Annotated in this window: 13 protein-coding genes; 4 read left to right on the forward strand and 9 right to left on the reverse strand. The window is 40.0% G+C overall.

Annotated features, from left to right (window positions below):
* Positions 1–182: 182 nt before the first annotated feature.
* Both H6G57_RS03420 and tnpB read right to left on the reverse strand, forming a co-directional pair.
* A complete protein-coding gene (locus tag H6G57_RS03420; RefSeq protein WP_190515988.1) occupies positions 183–854 on the reverse strand; it encodes a DUF6629 family protein in 672 nt (223 codons plus the stop codon).
* Between the two features lie 107 nt (positions 855–961).
* A complete protein-coding gene (tnpB, locus tag H6G57_RS03425) occupies positions 962–2,140 on the reverse strand; it encodes an IS200/IS605 family element RNA-guided endonuclease TnpB (RefSeq protein WP_242048853.1) in 1,179 nt (392 codons plus the stop codon).
* Positions 2,141–2,411: 271 nt separating this feature from the next.
* On the opposite strand from tnpB, the gene H6G57_RS03430 reads away from it, so the two are divergent.
* Positions 2,412–3,473 (forward strand): class I SAM-dependent methyltransferase, encoded by a 1,062-nt coding sequence (locus tag H6G57_RS03430; RefSeq protein ID WP_190515990.1) that lies wholly within the window; start codon positions 2,412–2,414, stop codon positions 3,471–3,473.
* A 117-nt stretch (positions 3,474–3,590) separates the two neighbouring features.
* Positions 3,591–5,279, forward strand: coding sequence for a tetratricopeptide repeat protein (locus H6G57_RS03435; protein ID WP_190515992.1), 1,689 nt, complete (start codon positions 3,591–3,593; stop codon positions 5,277–5,279).
* Positions 5,280–5,447: 168 nt separating this feature from the next.
* Here the strand turns inward: H6G57_RS03435 and H6G57_RS03440 are convergent, their stop codons facing one another.
* From H6G57_RS03440 to H6G57_RS03465, 6 genes are all read right to left on the reverse strand, one after another.
* Positions 5,448–6,539 (reverse strand): DRTGG domain-containing protein, encoded by a 1,092-nt coding sequence (locus H6G57_RS03440; protein ID WP_190515993.1) that lies wholly within the window; start codon positions 6,537–6,539, stop codon positions 5,448–5,450.
* Between the two features lie 372 nt (positions 6,540–6,911).
* Positions 6,912–7,301, reverse strand: a complete 390-nt coding sequence (gene ebsA / locus H6G57_RS03445; protein WP_190515995.1) for a type IV pilus biogenesis protein EbsA — start codon at positions 7,299–7,301, stop codon at positions 6,912–6,914.
* Positions 7,302–7,449: 148 nt separating this feature from the next.
* Entirely contained in the window at positions 7,450–9,984 is a 2,535-nt protein-coding gene (gene priA, locus H6G57_RS03450; RefSeq protein ID WP_190515996.1) for a primosomal protein N', read from the reverse strand.
* A gap of 80 nt (positions 9,985–10,064) precedes the next feature.
* Positions 10,065–11,222 (reverse strand): sugar phosphate nucleotidyltransferase, encoded by a 1,158-nt coding sequence (locus tag H6G57_RS03455; protein ID WP_190515998.1) that lies wholly within the window; start codon positions 11,220–11,222, stop codon positions 10,065–10,067.
* A 212-nt stretch (positions 11,223–11,434) separates the two neighbouring features.
* Positions 11,435–12,274, reverse strand: a complete 840-nt coding sequence (locus H6G57_RS03460; RefSeq protein ID WP_190516311.1) for a segregation/condensation protein A — start codon at positions 12,272–12,274, stop codon at positions 11,435–11,437.
* A gap of 145 nt (positions 12,275–12,419) precedes the next feature.
* A complete protein-coding gene (locus tag H6G57_RS03465) occupies positions 12,420–13,217 on the reverse strand; it encodes a DUF3153 domain-containing protein (protein WP_199313917.1) in 798 nt (265 codons plus the stop codon).
* Between the two features lie 289 nt (positions 13,218–13,506).
* Between H6G57_RS03465 and H6G57_RS03470 the strand changes: the two genes are divergently transcribed.
* Positions 13,507–14,388: a bacteriohemerythrin gene (locus tag H6G57_RS03470; protein ID WP_206756686.1), complete on the forward strand. Its 882-nt coding sequence runs from the start codon at positions 13,507–13,509 to the stop codon at positions 14,386–14,388.
* Positions 14,389–14,954: 566 nt separating this feature from the next.
* Positions 14,955–15,110 (forward strand): hypothetical protein, encoded by a 156-nt coding sequence (locus tag H6G57_RS03475; protein ID WP_186440394.1) that lies wholly within the window; start codon positions 14,955–14,957, stop codon positions 15,108–15,110.
* A gap of 148 nt (positions 15,111–15,258) precedes the next feature.
* Here the strand turns inward: H6G57_RS03475 and H6G57_RS03480 are convergent, their stop codons facing one another.
* Positions 15,259–16,602, reverse strand: coding sequence for a TldD/PmbA family protein (locus H6G57_RS03480; protein ID WP_199313969.1), 1,344 nt, complete (start codon positions 16,600–16,602; stop codon positions 15,259–15,261).
* Between the last annotated feature and the right edge of the window lie 97 nt (positions 16,603–16,699).

Here is a 16,699-nt window from a genome sequence, read left to right on the forward strand (position 1 = left end):
GATCGTTTTAGGGCGAGGAGATCCATCCGTGTTAACTTAACTCCAAAAAGCTATAATCAGAGCTTTGATCAGATGTCCCTAAATCCCCCTTAAAAAGCAGGGGGTTTTCATTTTACAAAATTGGCGGCTCAATTTGACTCCCCAATTTTGTAAAATGAGGCAAAAAAACTGTCAGTATTGTCTTAATTTTTAAGTTCTGGGCTATATGTTTTCCAGTCAAGAAAGATGACCCATAAACTACTACTAAGAGCGGCGGCAAAGAAACACCACACTGAAATAAAAGTAGTTTGATAAAAGCTATCCGCCAAAATAAAAGAAAGAATAAGCAAAATGCCAAATAGCATTAATAACCGTTGGCTTGAGATCAAAAAGGGAAGACTTATCACTAGCAAATACAAATATTTACAAATCTCATAAAAAGAGATAAACTTAAAATCATATATTAAATTAAGATGATACAATAAATTGCCTGAATAATTAGTAGCCAAAACTTCTTCTCGAATTACACAACTCAGAAGATAAATTCCTAAACCTAATCCGATGATTGTCAACGTTAAAATTACTTTTTGGCGAAGGGGATCTTTTTCTAATAAATACACAGAAACCGGGCATAAAATTAACCAAACTCCTGTAGCAAAGCTTAAAAAACCATAGGCTCCTATAGAATATAGAAGAGATGATTGATGATCTAAATTTAACCAGACCATTCCCTCCAGAAATTGCTGAGTTGCAAATAATAACGGAAAAGAAGCTAATAAAATCTGATTTTTTGAGGTCGTTTGTGTTAGTGTCGCAATTCCTAACACCGATAAGGAGAGACTGGCGGTAAAACTTGCCGTTGCTGAAAAGCACATAAAAATATTAGACTCCTAAGTTCTTAAAACCGTAGATTTTTTGAATACATCGTTAACAAGTCTGTTGATTTCTCTGCTTTTCCTGGTGAAGTACCACTGCCAACGTTTCACTTATGGCGTGGGCTTCCTCCTTCGCGGACAAATGCCTCCCCCAAAACCAAGTTTGAGATTGGTCTTACTTCATCTCCAGAGGCTAAAACGCCACTTCCTGACGCTAAAAAATAGTCCCGCAAATTACACGCTGCATTGATATCTCGATCATGCAGCTTTCCGCATTTCGGGCATTCCCAAATTCTGATTTGTAAGGGCATAGACTTCATTTTATGCCCACAACAATTACAGGTTTTAGAACTGGGAAACCCTCGATCTACAAAAACAACAACCTTGCCTTGTTCTTGGGCTTTATACTCAGTTAATGTTTGTAACATTCCCCAAGTAGCATCCGTTATTGATTTAGCTAAACAATGGTTCTTACTCATGCCTTTAATATTCAGATCCTCAAACACGATGACTTGATTTTCGTCTACTAACTTGCGGGAAAGTTTATGATGAGAATCTGATCGACAATTAGCAATTTTATTGTGAACTTTAGCGACTTTAATCCTAGCTTTTTTCCGGTTTTGACTGCCTTTGAGTTTTCGAGAGAGGCGTTTTTGGTATTTAGCTAGTTTCCGTTCATACTTCCGATAGAATTTGGGAGGTTTAATTTTCTCCCCATCAGAAGTTACAATTAGCGAATCTAAGCCTAAATCAATACCAATTACTTTTCCCTGGGTTGAGGTTTCTGGGTATTCTCCAGCTATCTCAATTCTCAAGGAAGCAAAATACTGACCACCAGGCGTCATAGAGACGGTAATTGATTTCACTTTTCCTTTGATAGGTCGGTGAAATTTAACTTTAACTTCACCTAACTTAGGAAGTTTAATTGTTGATTGGGTTAGCTTAAATGCCTGGGGATAGGTTACGGATTGTTTACGATGTTTTGACTTAAATCTAGGATGCTTCCCGATTCCTTGAAAGAAGTTTTTAAAAGCTTTATCTAAATTCTTTAGGGATTGTTGAAGAACTTGACTTGCTACTTCAGTTAACCAGGGTTTTTCCTGTTTGAGTCCGGGTAATTGATTGGCGCATTTGACATAACTTAACCCCTGACCTGTGTTTTGATAAGTATTGTTCCACTCCGCCAAAAAGTGATTGTACACGAATCGAGCGCACCCAAACTCTTTGGAGAGTTGGATACGCTGTTCTTCTGTGGGATACAATCGGACTTTTAAAGCGGTGAACATAATAACTATGATAGACTTTCTACTAAGATAATATAATTTAACGGCGAATATGTTTCTAGCTGTGGTGAATATAAGACTTGAAAAACTCAAGTCTTATATTCACCGAACAAGAGCGTCCAAACTAAGCAGAATATTATTATTTTTTAATGTCCCGCAATTCATCCAGACACCAACGATTCGATGAGTGATTTTTGTCCCTTCTTGCTCCCATTTGCGATACATTAGAACAACAGGGCAAGTTACTATACAGCATTAAGAGGATATTGTATTCGTGGTAGCCGTGAATCAACCGATTACAGTCAATGATCAAAATCTAATTGAAAAAGCACTTTTGCTAAAAGTGAAACGACTGACTTCTGCACGAGGACAACTGGTGCTTCCTTGTGCCCCTGCTTTGCTAGAGGAATATATGAGTCAGTTTAACGCTTTGTTAATCGCATTGGGGCAGAACTTTACCTCAGATGAATTAAATGGGTTACGTCAGCTTGTAGAACGAAAACTCAATGAAGGATATCAAGCTTCACCCCATGCTCGTTTAGTGTTTAAATATGAACCCCCTAACCCCACCCACGGATTAACCAGTGGATTAAAAATCACGGTGACAACGGAAGTAGCCTCTTTAGAAAATAAATATCAACGCTGGTTAACCACCCGTGAAGGGCCGTTGTTTGGGTCACATCCCGATGCCAAATTAATGGCGGTCGTGTCCGAGTTATCGGACCCAGCCCGCAGTCCCATTTTAGATATTGGGGCGGGTGTAGGTCGTAATACTCTGCCTTTAGCGCGAAAAGGACATCCCGTAGATGCTGTCGAACTGACCCCAGACTTTGCTCAAATTATTGCCAAGGAAGCCAAAGAAAACAACTTACCCATTCGGGTGATTCAAAGCAATATTCTCAACCCGGCTTTAGTTTTGCCAGCTAATTATTATCGATTAGCTTTAATTGCAGAGGTGATTTCCCATTTTCGCAACTTAGAGGATGTCCAAACTCTATTAACAAAAGTGTGTGATGCAGTTGTTCCTGGGGGGTTAATTTTATTCAATACGTTTATCACCCATGACAACTATGAACCCAATAATAAAGTGCGGGAAATGGGGCAAATTCAATGGTCATACTTGATTACCCGTCCTGAAATTAATCTGCTGTTAAAAAGTTTACCCCTAGAACTGATATCCGATGAGTCAGTTTATGAATATGAACGTGCTCATCTACCCCCGGAAGCTTGGCCCCCTACCAATTGGTTTGAACATTGGTCACAGGGTCGAGATATTATCCCCATCCAAAACCCGCCCATCTCTCTGCGTTGGTTACTATGTCGGGTTAAGAAATAATTCAGCCGTTTCCGCTTCTCGATTCCCCCGTTGGCTACAATAGGGGGGATTGTTTAATCAACTTGACACCGTAGGATAGAAGATATTAGCACTCATTGGTCAGGAGTCAAACAGCCCATGTCGGAAGAGTTAACCCCCTCCCTGTTTCCTGTGGACTCTCCTCCACCCAGTCAACCCGCCTCTAAATTAGGATTTTTAGGCGTTTTTAAAGCATGGCCTGAATATAATAAAGGCAATCGATTTTATAAATTAGGACGCTATGAATTCGCCTTTGAACGATATGATCAAGCGGTGAATTATAAACCCGATTGGTATTCTGCCTGGTTAAGACGGGGAAATAGTTTGCGGAAATTAAAACGTTATAAAGATGCCTTAGCGTCCTATGATCGGGCGATTAAAATTAAACCAGAAGATTATTGGGCGTGGACGTTTCGGGGTATTGCTTTAGCTAAATTAGAACGATGTGAAGAAGCGGTGGCTTCCTTTGATAAAGCGATTACTATTGAACCGGAAAATTTTGAAGCTTGGTATGAACGGGGTTTAGCGTTAGAAGCGTTATTACAATATAAAGCAGCAGCAGCTTCTTATAAACGAGCTATTGAAATTAAACCGAATGTTTCTTCGATTTGGTATCATCAAGCCAATGCTTTAATGAATGAAGAACGTTATAGCGATGCGGTGGCTTCTTATGATCGGGCAATTCAATTACAGCCTGCTAATTATGAAGCTTGGTTTAATCGGGGTGAAATGTTATTAAGTCAACAGAAATATGCCGATGCGATCGCCTCTTATGAACAAGCCATTCAATTGCAACCCAAGAGTTATCAAGCCTGGTTTAATCGAGGAATTGCTTTACAAAAATTACGGCGATATGCAGAAGCGATTACCTCCTATGATACGGTCATTCAACTGCAACCCCAGGATTATGAAGTTTGGTTTTATAAAGGCATGGCGTTGCTGCATCATCAACACCATCAAGAGGCTTTAAATTGTTTAAATCAAGCCTTACAAATTAATCCTGATTCGGCTGCGATTTGGATTAGTCGCGCTCAAGCCTTATTAGATTTAAAACAATATCAAGCCGCGATCGCATCCTTTGATAAAGCAACCCAATTAAACTCTAATTTTCCTGAAGCTTGGTTAGGTCGAGGCAAAACCCTGTGTGAACTCGGACAATATCAAGAAGCAATTATTGCCTATGATAATGCCTTGCAAATTCAACCGGATTTTCTGGATGCTTGGAATTGTCGAGGAGAAGCGTTAGAAAAATTAGATCGGTTTGAAGAAGCGTTAATTGCCTACGATAAAGTGGTACAAATGACCACAGAAGATACCGCCTTAGCAACAAAAGCGGGATTACAACGGGGGGAAGCGTTAGAAAAATTAGAACGCTATGATGAGGCGATTATTGCTTATAAAAAAGTGATTCGGGTACAACCCGATAATTTTGAGGTCTGGGTACATTTAGGGAAAACTTTAGAAAAGGTTGAAAAGTATTTAGAAGCAGCAGAAGCTTTTCAGCAAGCGGTGAAAATTTGGCCGGAATCCTATTCTACTTGGTTACAATGGGGATTAGCCTTAGAATCAGCCCAACGCTATCAAGATGCGTTAACTGTTTATGACAAAATTATTCAACGAAAACCCGACTATTATCAAGCTTGGATTCGTCGAGGAATGACCTTTGAACAAATGAATTGTTATCAAGATGCAAATCGTTCCTATGGTGTCGCCTTGGAAATGCAACCTAATTCTGCTGAAGCTGTTATTCATCGAAATCGCGTGAATTTGAAGTTAAAAAATAATTAGAATCAAGATTGAATCGATTTGCAATTCTAGGGGATTCGGTAAGGAAATTATTGTATCCATAACGGTTAGAATTAACTTAGAATATATCTTAAACTATAACATTTAATCCTGAGTAGAGACGCTGTGTACAACGTCCCTACAATCACCTCACCCACCTTGCTCATAATCTTAATTCATCACGGATACGGGAAAAGAAATTCCTAACCGTTGAATAAAGCGATCCAGATGAAAATGTTCTTTCATGAGTTGATTCACTGATTCCACTTTAATCGGTTCATGGAGGCGAACATGACCAAACGCGCGATCAATAATTTCTACCGTTGCTAATGTATCGAGATCAACCGATAAAACCGGAACTTCTAAATCTTCAGCCCGACTTAATACCATCGGTGCGGGGGGAAGTTGACCCGTGAGGATTAAACAGTGGGTAGATTTTTCCAAAGCCGCTAATTGAATATCGGTGCGATCGCCTCCGGTGACCACAGCCATATTGCTAGATTTATCAAAATACTTCATAGCCGAACTGACATTCATCGCCCCAACACTGAGACTTTCGACCATCAAGTCTAAGCGCTCCTTACAGCAAAGTACCTGAGCCTTCAACTGGTTGACTAATTCTTTAACCGTTACACTGCGTAAAATTGGATTTCTCGGTATCACCCCAAAAACCGGAATTCCCTGCGCTTCCAAAAACGGTTGGATTTTAGTGGTTGTAATTTCTAGCTCTTCTGGGGGAACATCATTAATAACAATACCTAATAAGCGATCGCCTAAACGTTGTTGAGCGCATAGCAAATCATCCACAGCCAGGTGAGAATGTAAACGAGCGACCAACAGAACGTCAGTATCCAATTGCTCGGCCATTTGAGGTACAGATAAATCAAATAACAGTCCCTCTTGCAAGGTTCTTGGCCCTTCAAGTAAAATTAAATCCGCCGAGGATTTTTGTCGATAGGCCATGAGGGCTTGACTATAGTTAGCTTGATCTTCACCCAGCAAACGCCGATGAATGGTTGGTTCATCCAAAGTCAAAATAGGGAATCGCAGTTGCTCCCCAGACAATTTTAACGTTTGAGCCACGAACTGAAGGTCAGCATCGTTCTTTTCATCTCCATCACTCCAATCGGTGGCTAAAGGCTTACCATAAGCAATATTTAAGCCTTTACCCTGAAACAGATGAGCCATACCCAAGGCAATTGTCGATTTCCCGGTGTAAGGCTCTGTTGACCCGATTAATAAATACTTGACGGATTCAGCCACGCAATTTACTCCTCAATTTAATCTCATTAAATTCAACAAATGATGACATTTTCCTTTAGCGGTCTAAACTCTTCAAATCCTAGAGTCAGGAGCCTTTGTAAAGGAAATGGAGATAGTTGAACAATAGCTTTTCTATTGTAGGGTGAATCCTTAACCCCATTCCTTAAACTTTGGGGTTTTCTTGATTTTTTAATTTTTTAATGGCGAGGAGGGGTTTTAATGGGTCAACGGATTAACATTGATGAATACAACAACGGGGGGTGGGTTTGTTCTAGGGAGGAAACTCACCTGCTGATTGAACCGATCACGAGTGAGTGAACGCAACCGCAACCGCAGAGGTTTCCACACCTAAACGATAAATAACAACCAATATTAATGATCCAAATGCAAGAGCCGTTTGTAGAACTCCTGAGAAAAATCAATCGTCCGAGTCCGACTAAAATTTTGCAAAACTTCAATTAAATACTTAATAAACTCATGGTTGGACAGGATCACCTCATAACTGAGATCGGCATTACCATCAAACTGAACCCGACAACGGGTTAAATCCGCAGGTAACGAAGAGACGTTCCATGTTGCTACAAAAGGAATACCATCTCCGCCATCAATATTACGAGCGCCTTCTAAACTTTTTTCTTTATAAAGGCTAATCGAATAAGGTAAATATTTACGTTTTTTTTCATCATAGTAGGGAATATAAACTACATATTCCCGTTTCTCGGCGACTTTGAGTTGAGTTAAAGCCACTGTGGGATCAGTCATAGAATTTCACCTTCGGTGCAAAATGGGGGTCAACTAAGTTGGAGAGTCACTTCTGCGACTCGTCTTGAAAACCGTGCTTGAAAGTTTCTCCTCACACGGCTCCTTAATTATATAATTTAATGCGATCGCAGGGTTTTTAAGAAAGTCTCTACAAATGCAAAGGATCAATATCAATGGTAATATAAACAGAACTGGAATTAAACTCAGAGAATTTAGGTAAAATAATAGAAGATTCTTGAGACGTTTTAATTAAAATTTGCCAGCGATAACGATTGGCTACCCGAAGAATAGGGGCGGGAGCAGGGCCTAATAATTCAAAATCAGTATTGAGATTATTTTCTAATAAAAATTCTGCTAATTTTTTGGCAGTTTCTTCAACATCTTGCTGATTAAAACTACTTAACCGTAATAAAATTAAACGACCATAGGGCGGATAATTTAACTCCTGTCGCTGTTGTAATTCTGTGGCGACAAAGGATTCATAATCATGACGTTGTACCGCTTGAATAACAGGATGTTCGGGGGTGTAGGTTTGTAAAATCACTTGCCCTGGATCATTTCCTCTTCCTGCTCGTCCTGCGACTTGGACTAAGGTTTGAAAGGCGCGTTCACTAGCCCGATAATCTGATAAATGTAATAACCCATCGGCGGATACAATTCCGACTAAACTAACAGAGGCTAAATCTAACCCTTTGGTTAACATTTGGGTTCCCACTAATAGATCGGCTTCTCCATTCGCAAATTGAGTTAATAGGGTACGATGGGCGTTTTTTCGAGAGGTGGTATCACTATCAAATCGAATACATTTTAACTCAGGAAATAGGCGGTTTAATTCTTCTGTTACCCGTTGCGTTCCACTGCCAAAATGTTTAAAATAGGGAGAGTCACAATCAGGACAACGTTGGGGATACAGTTGACTATAATTACAATAATGGCATCTTAACAGTTGGGCGGCATCGGGATGTTCGTGATGATACGCTAAGGATACATCACAATGGGGACATTCCATCACATAACCACAACTGCGACAGGAAACAAAGGTACTATGTCCTCGACGATGGATGAATAAGATTCCTTGTTGGCGAGTTTCTTTGAGTTGGTGTAGGGCGGTTTGTAAATCATAACTAAAAATAGATCGATTTCCTTGACGCAATTCTTGGCGCATATCAACGATTTTAATCGGAGGAAGGGGTCGGGCTTGAATGCGTTCAGGAAGGGATAAATAAAACCGATTTTGTTGGGTTTTGTGTTTAATTTCTAACCAACTTTCTAAGGACGGAGTTGCTGATCCTAATATTAAAGGACAATTTTCTAATTCCGCCCGCCATTGCGCTACTTTTCGAGCATGATAACAGGGAGAAGGTTGATCTTGTTTGAAACTACTATCATGTTCTTCGTCTAAAATAATTAATCCTAATTTCGGTAAGGGTGCGAATATTGCTGAACGAGTTCCGATAATAATATAAGCATCCCCTGTTAACATTTGTCGCCAAGTATCATAACGTTCTGTTTGAAAACCACTATGATAAACTAAAACTTTATCACCAAAACGCGCGCGGACTCGATCAGTAAGTTGTGGAGTTAAACCGATTTCAGGTACTAAGAGAATAACTGATTTTTGTTGGTTTATAACAGGTGCGATCGCTTGTAAATAAACTTCTGTTTTTCCTGATCCGGTTACGCCATGTAATAAAACTTGAGAATAGCCACTGAGATTATTGATAATTTCCAGAGCTTTTAATTGAGAATGATTTAATTGTTTAGGCTGATCTTGAGCTTGTTCTAATTCTTGAGCGAGTCTTAAAACTTCCCTTTCTTCAATTTCAATATAACCTTTTTCTGCGAGAACTTTTATAGTATTATGGATTGTATTACAAGCCTTAACAAAATTACTTAACCACATTTCACTACCGTTATTCTTGAGAAAAATAAGAATTTCACGATGTCGTTTATGTAGCTTTTCTACTACAAAAGGATCAACAGCTAAACAGATAGCTGTTTTTAGTTTGGGTTTCGGACGATTAGAATCATCCGAATAAAGTTCAATCCAACCTCGATCTAATAAATCTTTTCGTCCTTGTTGAGCATTAATTACTTTTTCACTAACTTCTTTCCAACTTAAATCATGATCTTGTTCTAACAGCAAAGAAATTATTTTTTTAGCAGATGTTCTTAAAAGTTCACAAGCACCAGGAGGAAGGGCATCTTTAATCAAACGAATACGCAATTGTGGTGTGCTTAATAAGCCTGGAGGTAAAGATGTCCGAATAACCTCAATTAGATCGATCTGGTAATAATTAGAAATTTCTGTCAGTAACTTACATAAACTTTCAGGTAAATAGCCTTTATCAACAGATGCTACTGTTTTTATTTCCTCAAGCTTTAAATTAGGTGAAAGTTGTTCAATAAATCTAATAACTATTCCTCTTCTCAGTTGATTTCTAACTGGAATGGTAACAATACACCCTAGTTTTAAATTCATTTGTAATGAAAATCTATAAGTATAAAGTTTAGGTGGCTCTATATCTTTTAGATCTGTTATTGTTTGACTTGAACCAAAATAAACTAATACTTCAACAAATCGTTCTGAACCCAAAACAGAATTACCGGAATTATCTTGAGAGTAAGATGCACCCGGTTCAGCAACAATAAACTTAGATTGAGTACAAATCAAAGAAGACATCAGCAGTTTTTGTTGAGTATTAACAAGGAGAAAGGCGACGGGTGACGGATACCGAATACCGGACACCGACACCGCTTAGATTAAGAATTACCCAATAAATCGACGATGGCTTGTCGTTCAGAAGAATCTGAATTAAACACTTGACGGGTATCTGTAATTAACCAATCGAGAGCCGCCGCTTGGACATCAATGGAAGCACCGAGTTTATCTACACAATAGCGCCCAAATACCAATTTATCGACTAAACGTACTCCTGGGCCTAAACGAGAATATTCAAAAATCACGCTATTGTCTACATAAGCATCGTTGCAAATCCAGCAGTTAGGGCCAATCATCGTCGGGCCAATAATCGTTGCTCCGTCTTCAATACGAGTCATCCCTCCAATATAAACCGGGCCTTGGATATTGACTTGATCCCAGTTGACAGCCACATTTAACCCCGTATAGATTCCTGGGTACACCTGATGACCGGGAATCGAGACGTTTTTAATATATCCTAATAACACACTGCGAATCGCTTGCCAATAGTCGGGCACTTTGCCAATATCCACCCATTCAAAATCCATAGAAATGCCATAAAAAGGAGCACCAATTTCGACTAAATGGGGAAATAATTGGCTACCAATATCATACTCACACTCGGATGGAATATATTTAAAAATCTCTGGTTCAAAAATATAAATCCCCGTATTAATATCTGTGCTGAGAGCTTCTTCTACGGAAGGTTTTTCTTGAAAAGCTTTAACACGACCCGTTTTGTCCGTAACAACAACCCCATAACTAGAGACTTGATCTTTCGGAACAGATTTCATAACAATGGTGGCAATAGAACCTTTTTCTCGATGCCATCTCACCGCTTCTGCTAAGTCTAAATCAATTAACGCATCCCCACATAACACCACAAAAGTATCATCAAAAAAGGGATTAAAATCTTGAATTCGTTTCATCCCTCCGGCTGAACCCAAGGCTTGTCCGATTAAATTTCCCTCCTCAATTCTTCCTTCAAAGGAATAGGAAATTTGAACCCCAAACCGTTGACCATCTCGAAAATAGTTTTCAATTTCATCTGCTAAGTGGCTAACATTGACCATAATTTGGTCAAACCCGTGCATTCGCAGTAATTCCACCAAAAATTCCATTACTGGTTTTTGCAGGATAGGAATTAAAGGTTTGGGGATCGTATAAGTAATGGGACGGATACGAGTTCCTTTTCCAGCGGCCAAAATCATGGCTTTCATGTTCACTTCCTCAACCCTAAGCTATGTTTAAAGTTATCAAATGAGATGCAACTCATGGATCAAAATCAGTTGGCTTTTTGTTTACGCAACACTGTCCTAGAAGCATGACTTCATATTACAATCTGATCTAGGAAATCCTGATCAATTAATAGCCTATCAAGGTTTATTAGGATTGATCCGAGAGATTCCTGAAAAGTTGTCGTTAAAAGAATTTAAGAGTTTGGTGATAGCTCAGTCAGAGAGCGAATTTTAAGGTCTTGATAAAATTCCTCTTGGACTAGCTCGACTTTAGATTGAGCCGATAATAATAATAAGGCCCAAAACACCCCCACCCGATCATGATTTGGACTTAAGTGAACCGGGTTTTCTTCCGAAGCTGGGGGGGGTTGCGGTGGCTTCGTCTGTAACCACAGGGCTAATAGCTGGTCAAGCTCAAACCATTCCTGACTCTGTTGTACTCCTTCGAGATTCAAAAGTCGTTCTACTTGCGCGGCCATTTCCACTAAGTTTTCCTGGTGGGCCAACTCAGCGATCGCCTTTGCGGTTGTTGATCTGGTTTTGGCGGTACTGGGACGGGGACGGGGGCGAGCTTTTTGGGCGGCGATGGTGGCGGCCATCAGTTGCAACTGTTCAATCAATTCTGACAAGGTGACTCGCCGTTTTTGGGGAATTTTGGCAACGGCCCGTCGTCGCAGTTGTCGTTCCAGTTGTTGGGGCCGTTGAATGCCATTGCCTTCCTCTTCTGGTTCTAGGAACTCTTCTGCTTCGGATAAGCTGGCATTTGGGTCTATTTCCGTTGCCATCAAACTATCCGCCTTGAGCAAGACGAGCATAGAGGCATACAAAAAGGCTTGGCCCGACTGGGACAACTCGGTAAAATTATTGCTAGAGGTTGATTCCTCTGGAGGTGTCAGTTTACTGAGATAACGATCAATGACATCAATCACCTGAACATCCCAAGGATCAATTTCTCCCCTCTGCGCCAAGTCAATTAGGAGTGCAATTCCCTCGGATAGAGCCGTTAAGGCATCTTGAGGGGTGGCAACGGCCAGGGGAAAGTTAGAGAGCGGATCAGGACTCGAAAGAATAGAATCGCCTGAAATCACTGAAGGTACAAAACTCAGTAGTTCACTTAATGTCTACCTATTGTAAACCAAAACTTTCGTTTTTAGGGCTTTTTGTAGCTGTTGAATCGGGTTAAACCTTCGTCGGAATCGGAGGTTGCTCTGTTTTAATCTTGGGGTAGGTACTCGATTTCAGGTAAATTCCTAAAGCCGTTACTATAATAATTAAAACCGTTCCTATTCCAATCGGACTCGGAACCCAGAACATGGCTTCGAGGTGATTAATTTCTCCGGGTTTGAGTGTCCAAATGACCTGTTTTCCATTAGACTCAACATTGACTAACAACGGTTCACTCGATGGGTCAGAAAGACTGACTGGATTGATCACCGTTGCACCCCAAGGCGTTGTTAATACAAATTGCAGTTCTAATAAGTTCCCTGAACTGATTAATACGTTATCTGAGGTGGAGAGTAGAGACAGCGATCGCAAATCTAATTCTAAGCTGAGATGATTGCGTAAGGCAAAAATAAAATTATTTTGTTTAACGTTAAAATTTGAAGAAAATTGAGGAAGTTCGATAGTAGATTGCTTCTTGGATTTTTTAGGTTTAAATTCGGCGGGATTAAAGAATTGATTGAATTTTTTCTCTAAATCCTGACCATTATAGAAAGGAATTGTCACTAAAATTTCTTGTTTAGAGAGTCGTTTGGTTTTCCCTTTTAACTGTTTAACTTGTTGTTCCATCGTAGATATCCATTCATCTACAACGTCATGGCTAAAGCTGGTCAATTGTTCTCCTAATTGAATCTTTTGAACAATTTGACCGTGGGTTTGATCCTGAAATTCTACTCCGACATCATATCGAACACAGCCACTTAACAGAAAAATAGCGCAAAAAACAAGGGTTAATTGTTTAATAATTTTGATCATAATTTTAGCTCCAGTTATTGTTAAATCCTATTATATAGCGAGTCTTGATCAATTGCGCCAGCGCTAATCCTCTTATTTGTTGGAGTTGTAGGGGAAATTTGAGTAGCAGTTTTTCGGGCGATCGCATTCACTTAAAGATTCTTAATAATGTTGATTTTTTGATAATCCTGTACTATAGAGGTATAGACTCAATTAAGGCTAAGGGCCCTGAATTATTTTTAAATTTCTTCCAGACTATTACTGAGTCAACGGTTGAATGACTAAAATGACGACTTCAGGAGTTGATTTTATGGGGATTACACTCGCGCAATGGCTACCCGAATATGAAACAGGGGATCACCTTGTTGATGAACAACATCAAAGTCTATTTAGTATCATCAATTCCCTGAATAATGCCATGTTAGAGGGACAGGGTGAAGCGTTACTCCAAAAAACATTGGAGAGTTTAAAAGACTACACAACTGTTCATTTTGATACTGAAGAAGAATTCATGCTTCGCCACAACTATCCGGGTTATCAACAACATCAGATTAAGCATGAAGCTCTCAAAACTCAAGTTTTAGAATTTGAACATAAAAATTACAATAACCTATCTCAGTTAACCATTGAAGTCTCCCATTTTTTAACCGATTGGTTAATTCATCACATCAAAGATGAAGATCGAAAAATGATTAGATTTTGCTGTCACGGCTATTGGTTTAAGCCTCATTCAGATTCTACTCAGTCCTCCGTTACACTTTCTTCCCAGTTTGAGATTGCCCGTTGGCATTCCAAATATGAAACGGGTTATACTTTGATTGATGATCAACATAAAAGCCTTTTCCATGCGATTAATGCACTGAATACTGCGATGCTGACAGGACGAGCAGAAGAATTAATCCAACGAACCCTCAAGAGTTTGAGGAATTACACAACCATTCATTTCGAGACGGAAGAACAATTTATGCTCCACTATGGCTATCCGGGCTATTCGGAACATAAAGCCAAACATCAACGGCTGCGGGAACAAGTAGAACAGTTTAATCAACAGGAAAAGACAGAATCTAGTTCAGAACTTAGCATCAATGTCTCTCATTTTTTGACCCATTGGCTGATTGATCATATTAAAGATGAAGATCAAAAAATGATTATTTTCCTCCGCCAAAAACGACAAAAGGAACTTATTGTATAAAATCATGCTAATATAGAAATAGTGTCAATTTGGGGCTGTGGCTCAGGTGGATAGAGCAAGCGCCTCCTGAACAATCGGGCACCATGTGGGGAAACCTCGTGAGTGAATGTGGTCAAATTCAAGGAAGCCTAAGTCTGGGAACAGATAAGGTAATCTTGAGCCAAGCTTTACCTCTTATGGAGGAAAGAAGGTGCAGAGACTGGTTCTACAGAATAATTGATTTTATTCTTGAGACATAACGGCCACCACCTACCGGCAGCATCAGCCTAGGGTGAAGGGATAGTCCAGAGAGTGGGGAAACTCACACAAATCTGAAGCGCTAGGTCGGCGGTTCAAGTCCGCCCAGTCCCGTTTAATACATTTCAATCATCAAGAGCCGAGAGCAAGCTGAGACTATCCAATGAATCAGCCTAAAGGTTGTAAGTAGAAATACTCGATCCAGATTTTTGAAATAAAGCTGTAGCTTACGTTACAAAATTTTAAGATTTTGCAGCAATGTCATCCAAATTTTGCGAAAGGGGGGATATAATAGAGGAGTAAGCACAAAAGATTATTAAAAAAAGTCCATGTTGAACAAAAACTCACGCAGAAATTCCGTTAAACTCTCCGATGTCCACCGGGCTAACATCCAAAAAAGATTAGAACATCGTCTGGAAGTTGCTAGAACCAATGGAGATGAAAATCTGATCCGTCTTCTCGAAGCCGAAATGCGCCAAATTTAGAAAGATCTTCTGTCAAACAATACCTGCATTCAGCTAGGCAGTGGTGAAACCCAGTCGTGTTAACCTTAGTCCTAGAAGAATATATGATTAAAAATTTCCCCAAAGCCTGGTTGAATCAACATCACCAGGCTTTATAGTGGCTTTCTAATTAACGACCCCCGACCACTACATTTTTGATCCGAACATGAGGCCCCCCAACACTGACAGGTAAGGGCATTTGTCCCCCTTTCCCACAGCCGCCATTGGTGTAAAGCAAGTCATTTCCTATCCCTTCAATATCTTTGAGGGTTTGAAACACATTGCCACTGAGGGTAACATCACTCACGGGTTCAGCGATTTCACCGTTGCGGATCATATAGCCTTCGGCGGCGGCGAAGGTAAACATTTCCCCGTTGGTTTGCCCTCCCAACATTCTAACGGCATAAACCCCTTCTTCAATATCCTTAATGATTTCTTCAAACGTGCGATCGCCCGCTTCAATCGCCGTATTGGTCATTCGCACAATCGGAGGATAGGTTGCACTTAACGCTCTAGCATTTCCTGTTGGCTTTTCTTTCATTTTTCCGGCCGTTTCCAAATTATGCAACCGTTGAGTTAGTATTCCATCTTTAATTAAATATTTGCGTTGAGCTTGAACCCCTTCATCATCATAACAAATTGAACCGGGAAGGTCAGGAATGGTGGCGTCATCAACCACCGTTAATTGTTCAATTCCCATCGGTTTTCCCAATTCTAATAATTCCTGCATTCGGGGATTTTCATAGACAAAATCCGCTTCTGATAAATGACCAAAGGCTTCATGAATAAACACCCCAGCTAAATAGGGATCTAAAACAACGGTATATTGACCCCCTTTAACCGATTTCGCTTCTAACTGCCGAATCGCCCGTTCTGCTGCACTTTGCACCCGTTCTTCAATGCCCTGAAGCACGTTATAATCACACCGAGAGGCAACGGATTCAAATCCTTGACGAATAATGCCCCCTTCTCCTCTAGCAACCGCCCCAAATCTACCATTAACATCTAACCGTTCTTGGGTGATACAACTTCCTAGGGAATTAACAAAATAAGTCTGACTAAATTGATCGGTATAACTTACAGTGGTTGTTTGAATTCGAGGATCAAAATCTAACAGCAATTGGTTATAATTTTCAATCAGTTGACGTTTTTCTTGGAGCGAAATTCCCCTGGGATCACGTTTCAATTCCACATTAACTTGATCAATAATTCCTTCAACAAGGGCGAGTTCGGTGGTTTCTTCCCCGACTAAATGAGCTTGAGAAATGGCTTCCTCAACACGGTTATTTAACTCATCTAAACCATTAAAAGTCACAAAACTCCATCCTCCCTTCTGGCAAGCTCGAATTCCTCCAGCCAGGGAAAAATTGCGGTTCACGGCATCGATTTGGGAACCTCGATAGGCGATAGCCGTTGATTCACTTTGTTGTAACCGAATTTCTAGGTAATCCACCTGATTTTGGTAGATTGCCATCGTTGTCAGTAGCCGATCTTGAATTAAATCCACAAGCCCAATCCCTTTTAACAGTTATGCCCCAATTCAAATCAGGGTGTCTTTATTTTAGTGTTTC

The sequence above is a fragment of the Planktothrix sp. FACHB-1365 genome (assembly GCF_014697575.1).
In the GTDB taxonomy this organism is placed as follows: Bacteria; Cyanobacteriota; Cyanobacteriia; order Cyanobacteriales; family Microcoleaceae; genus Planktothrix.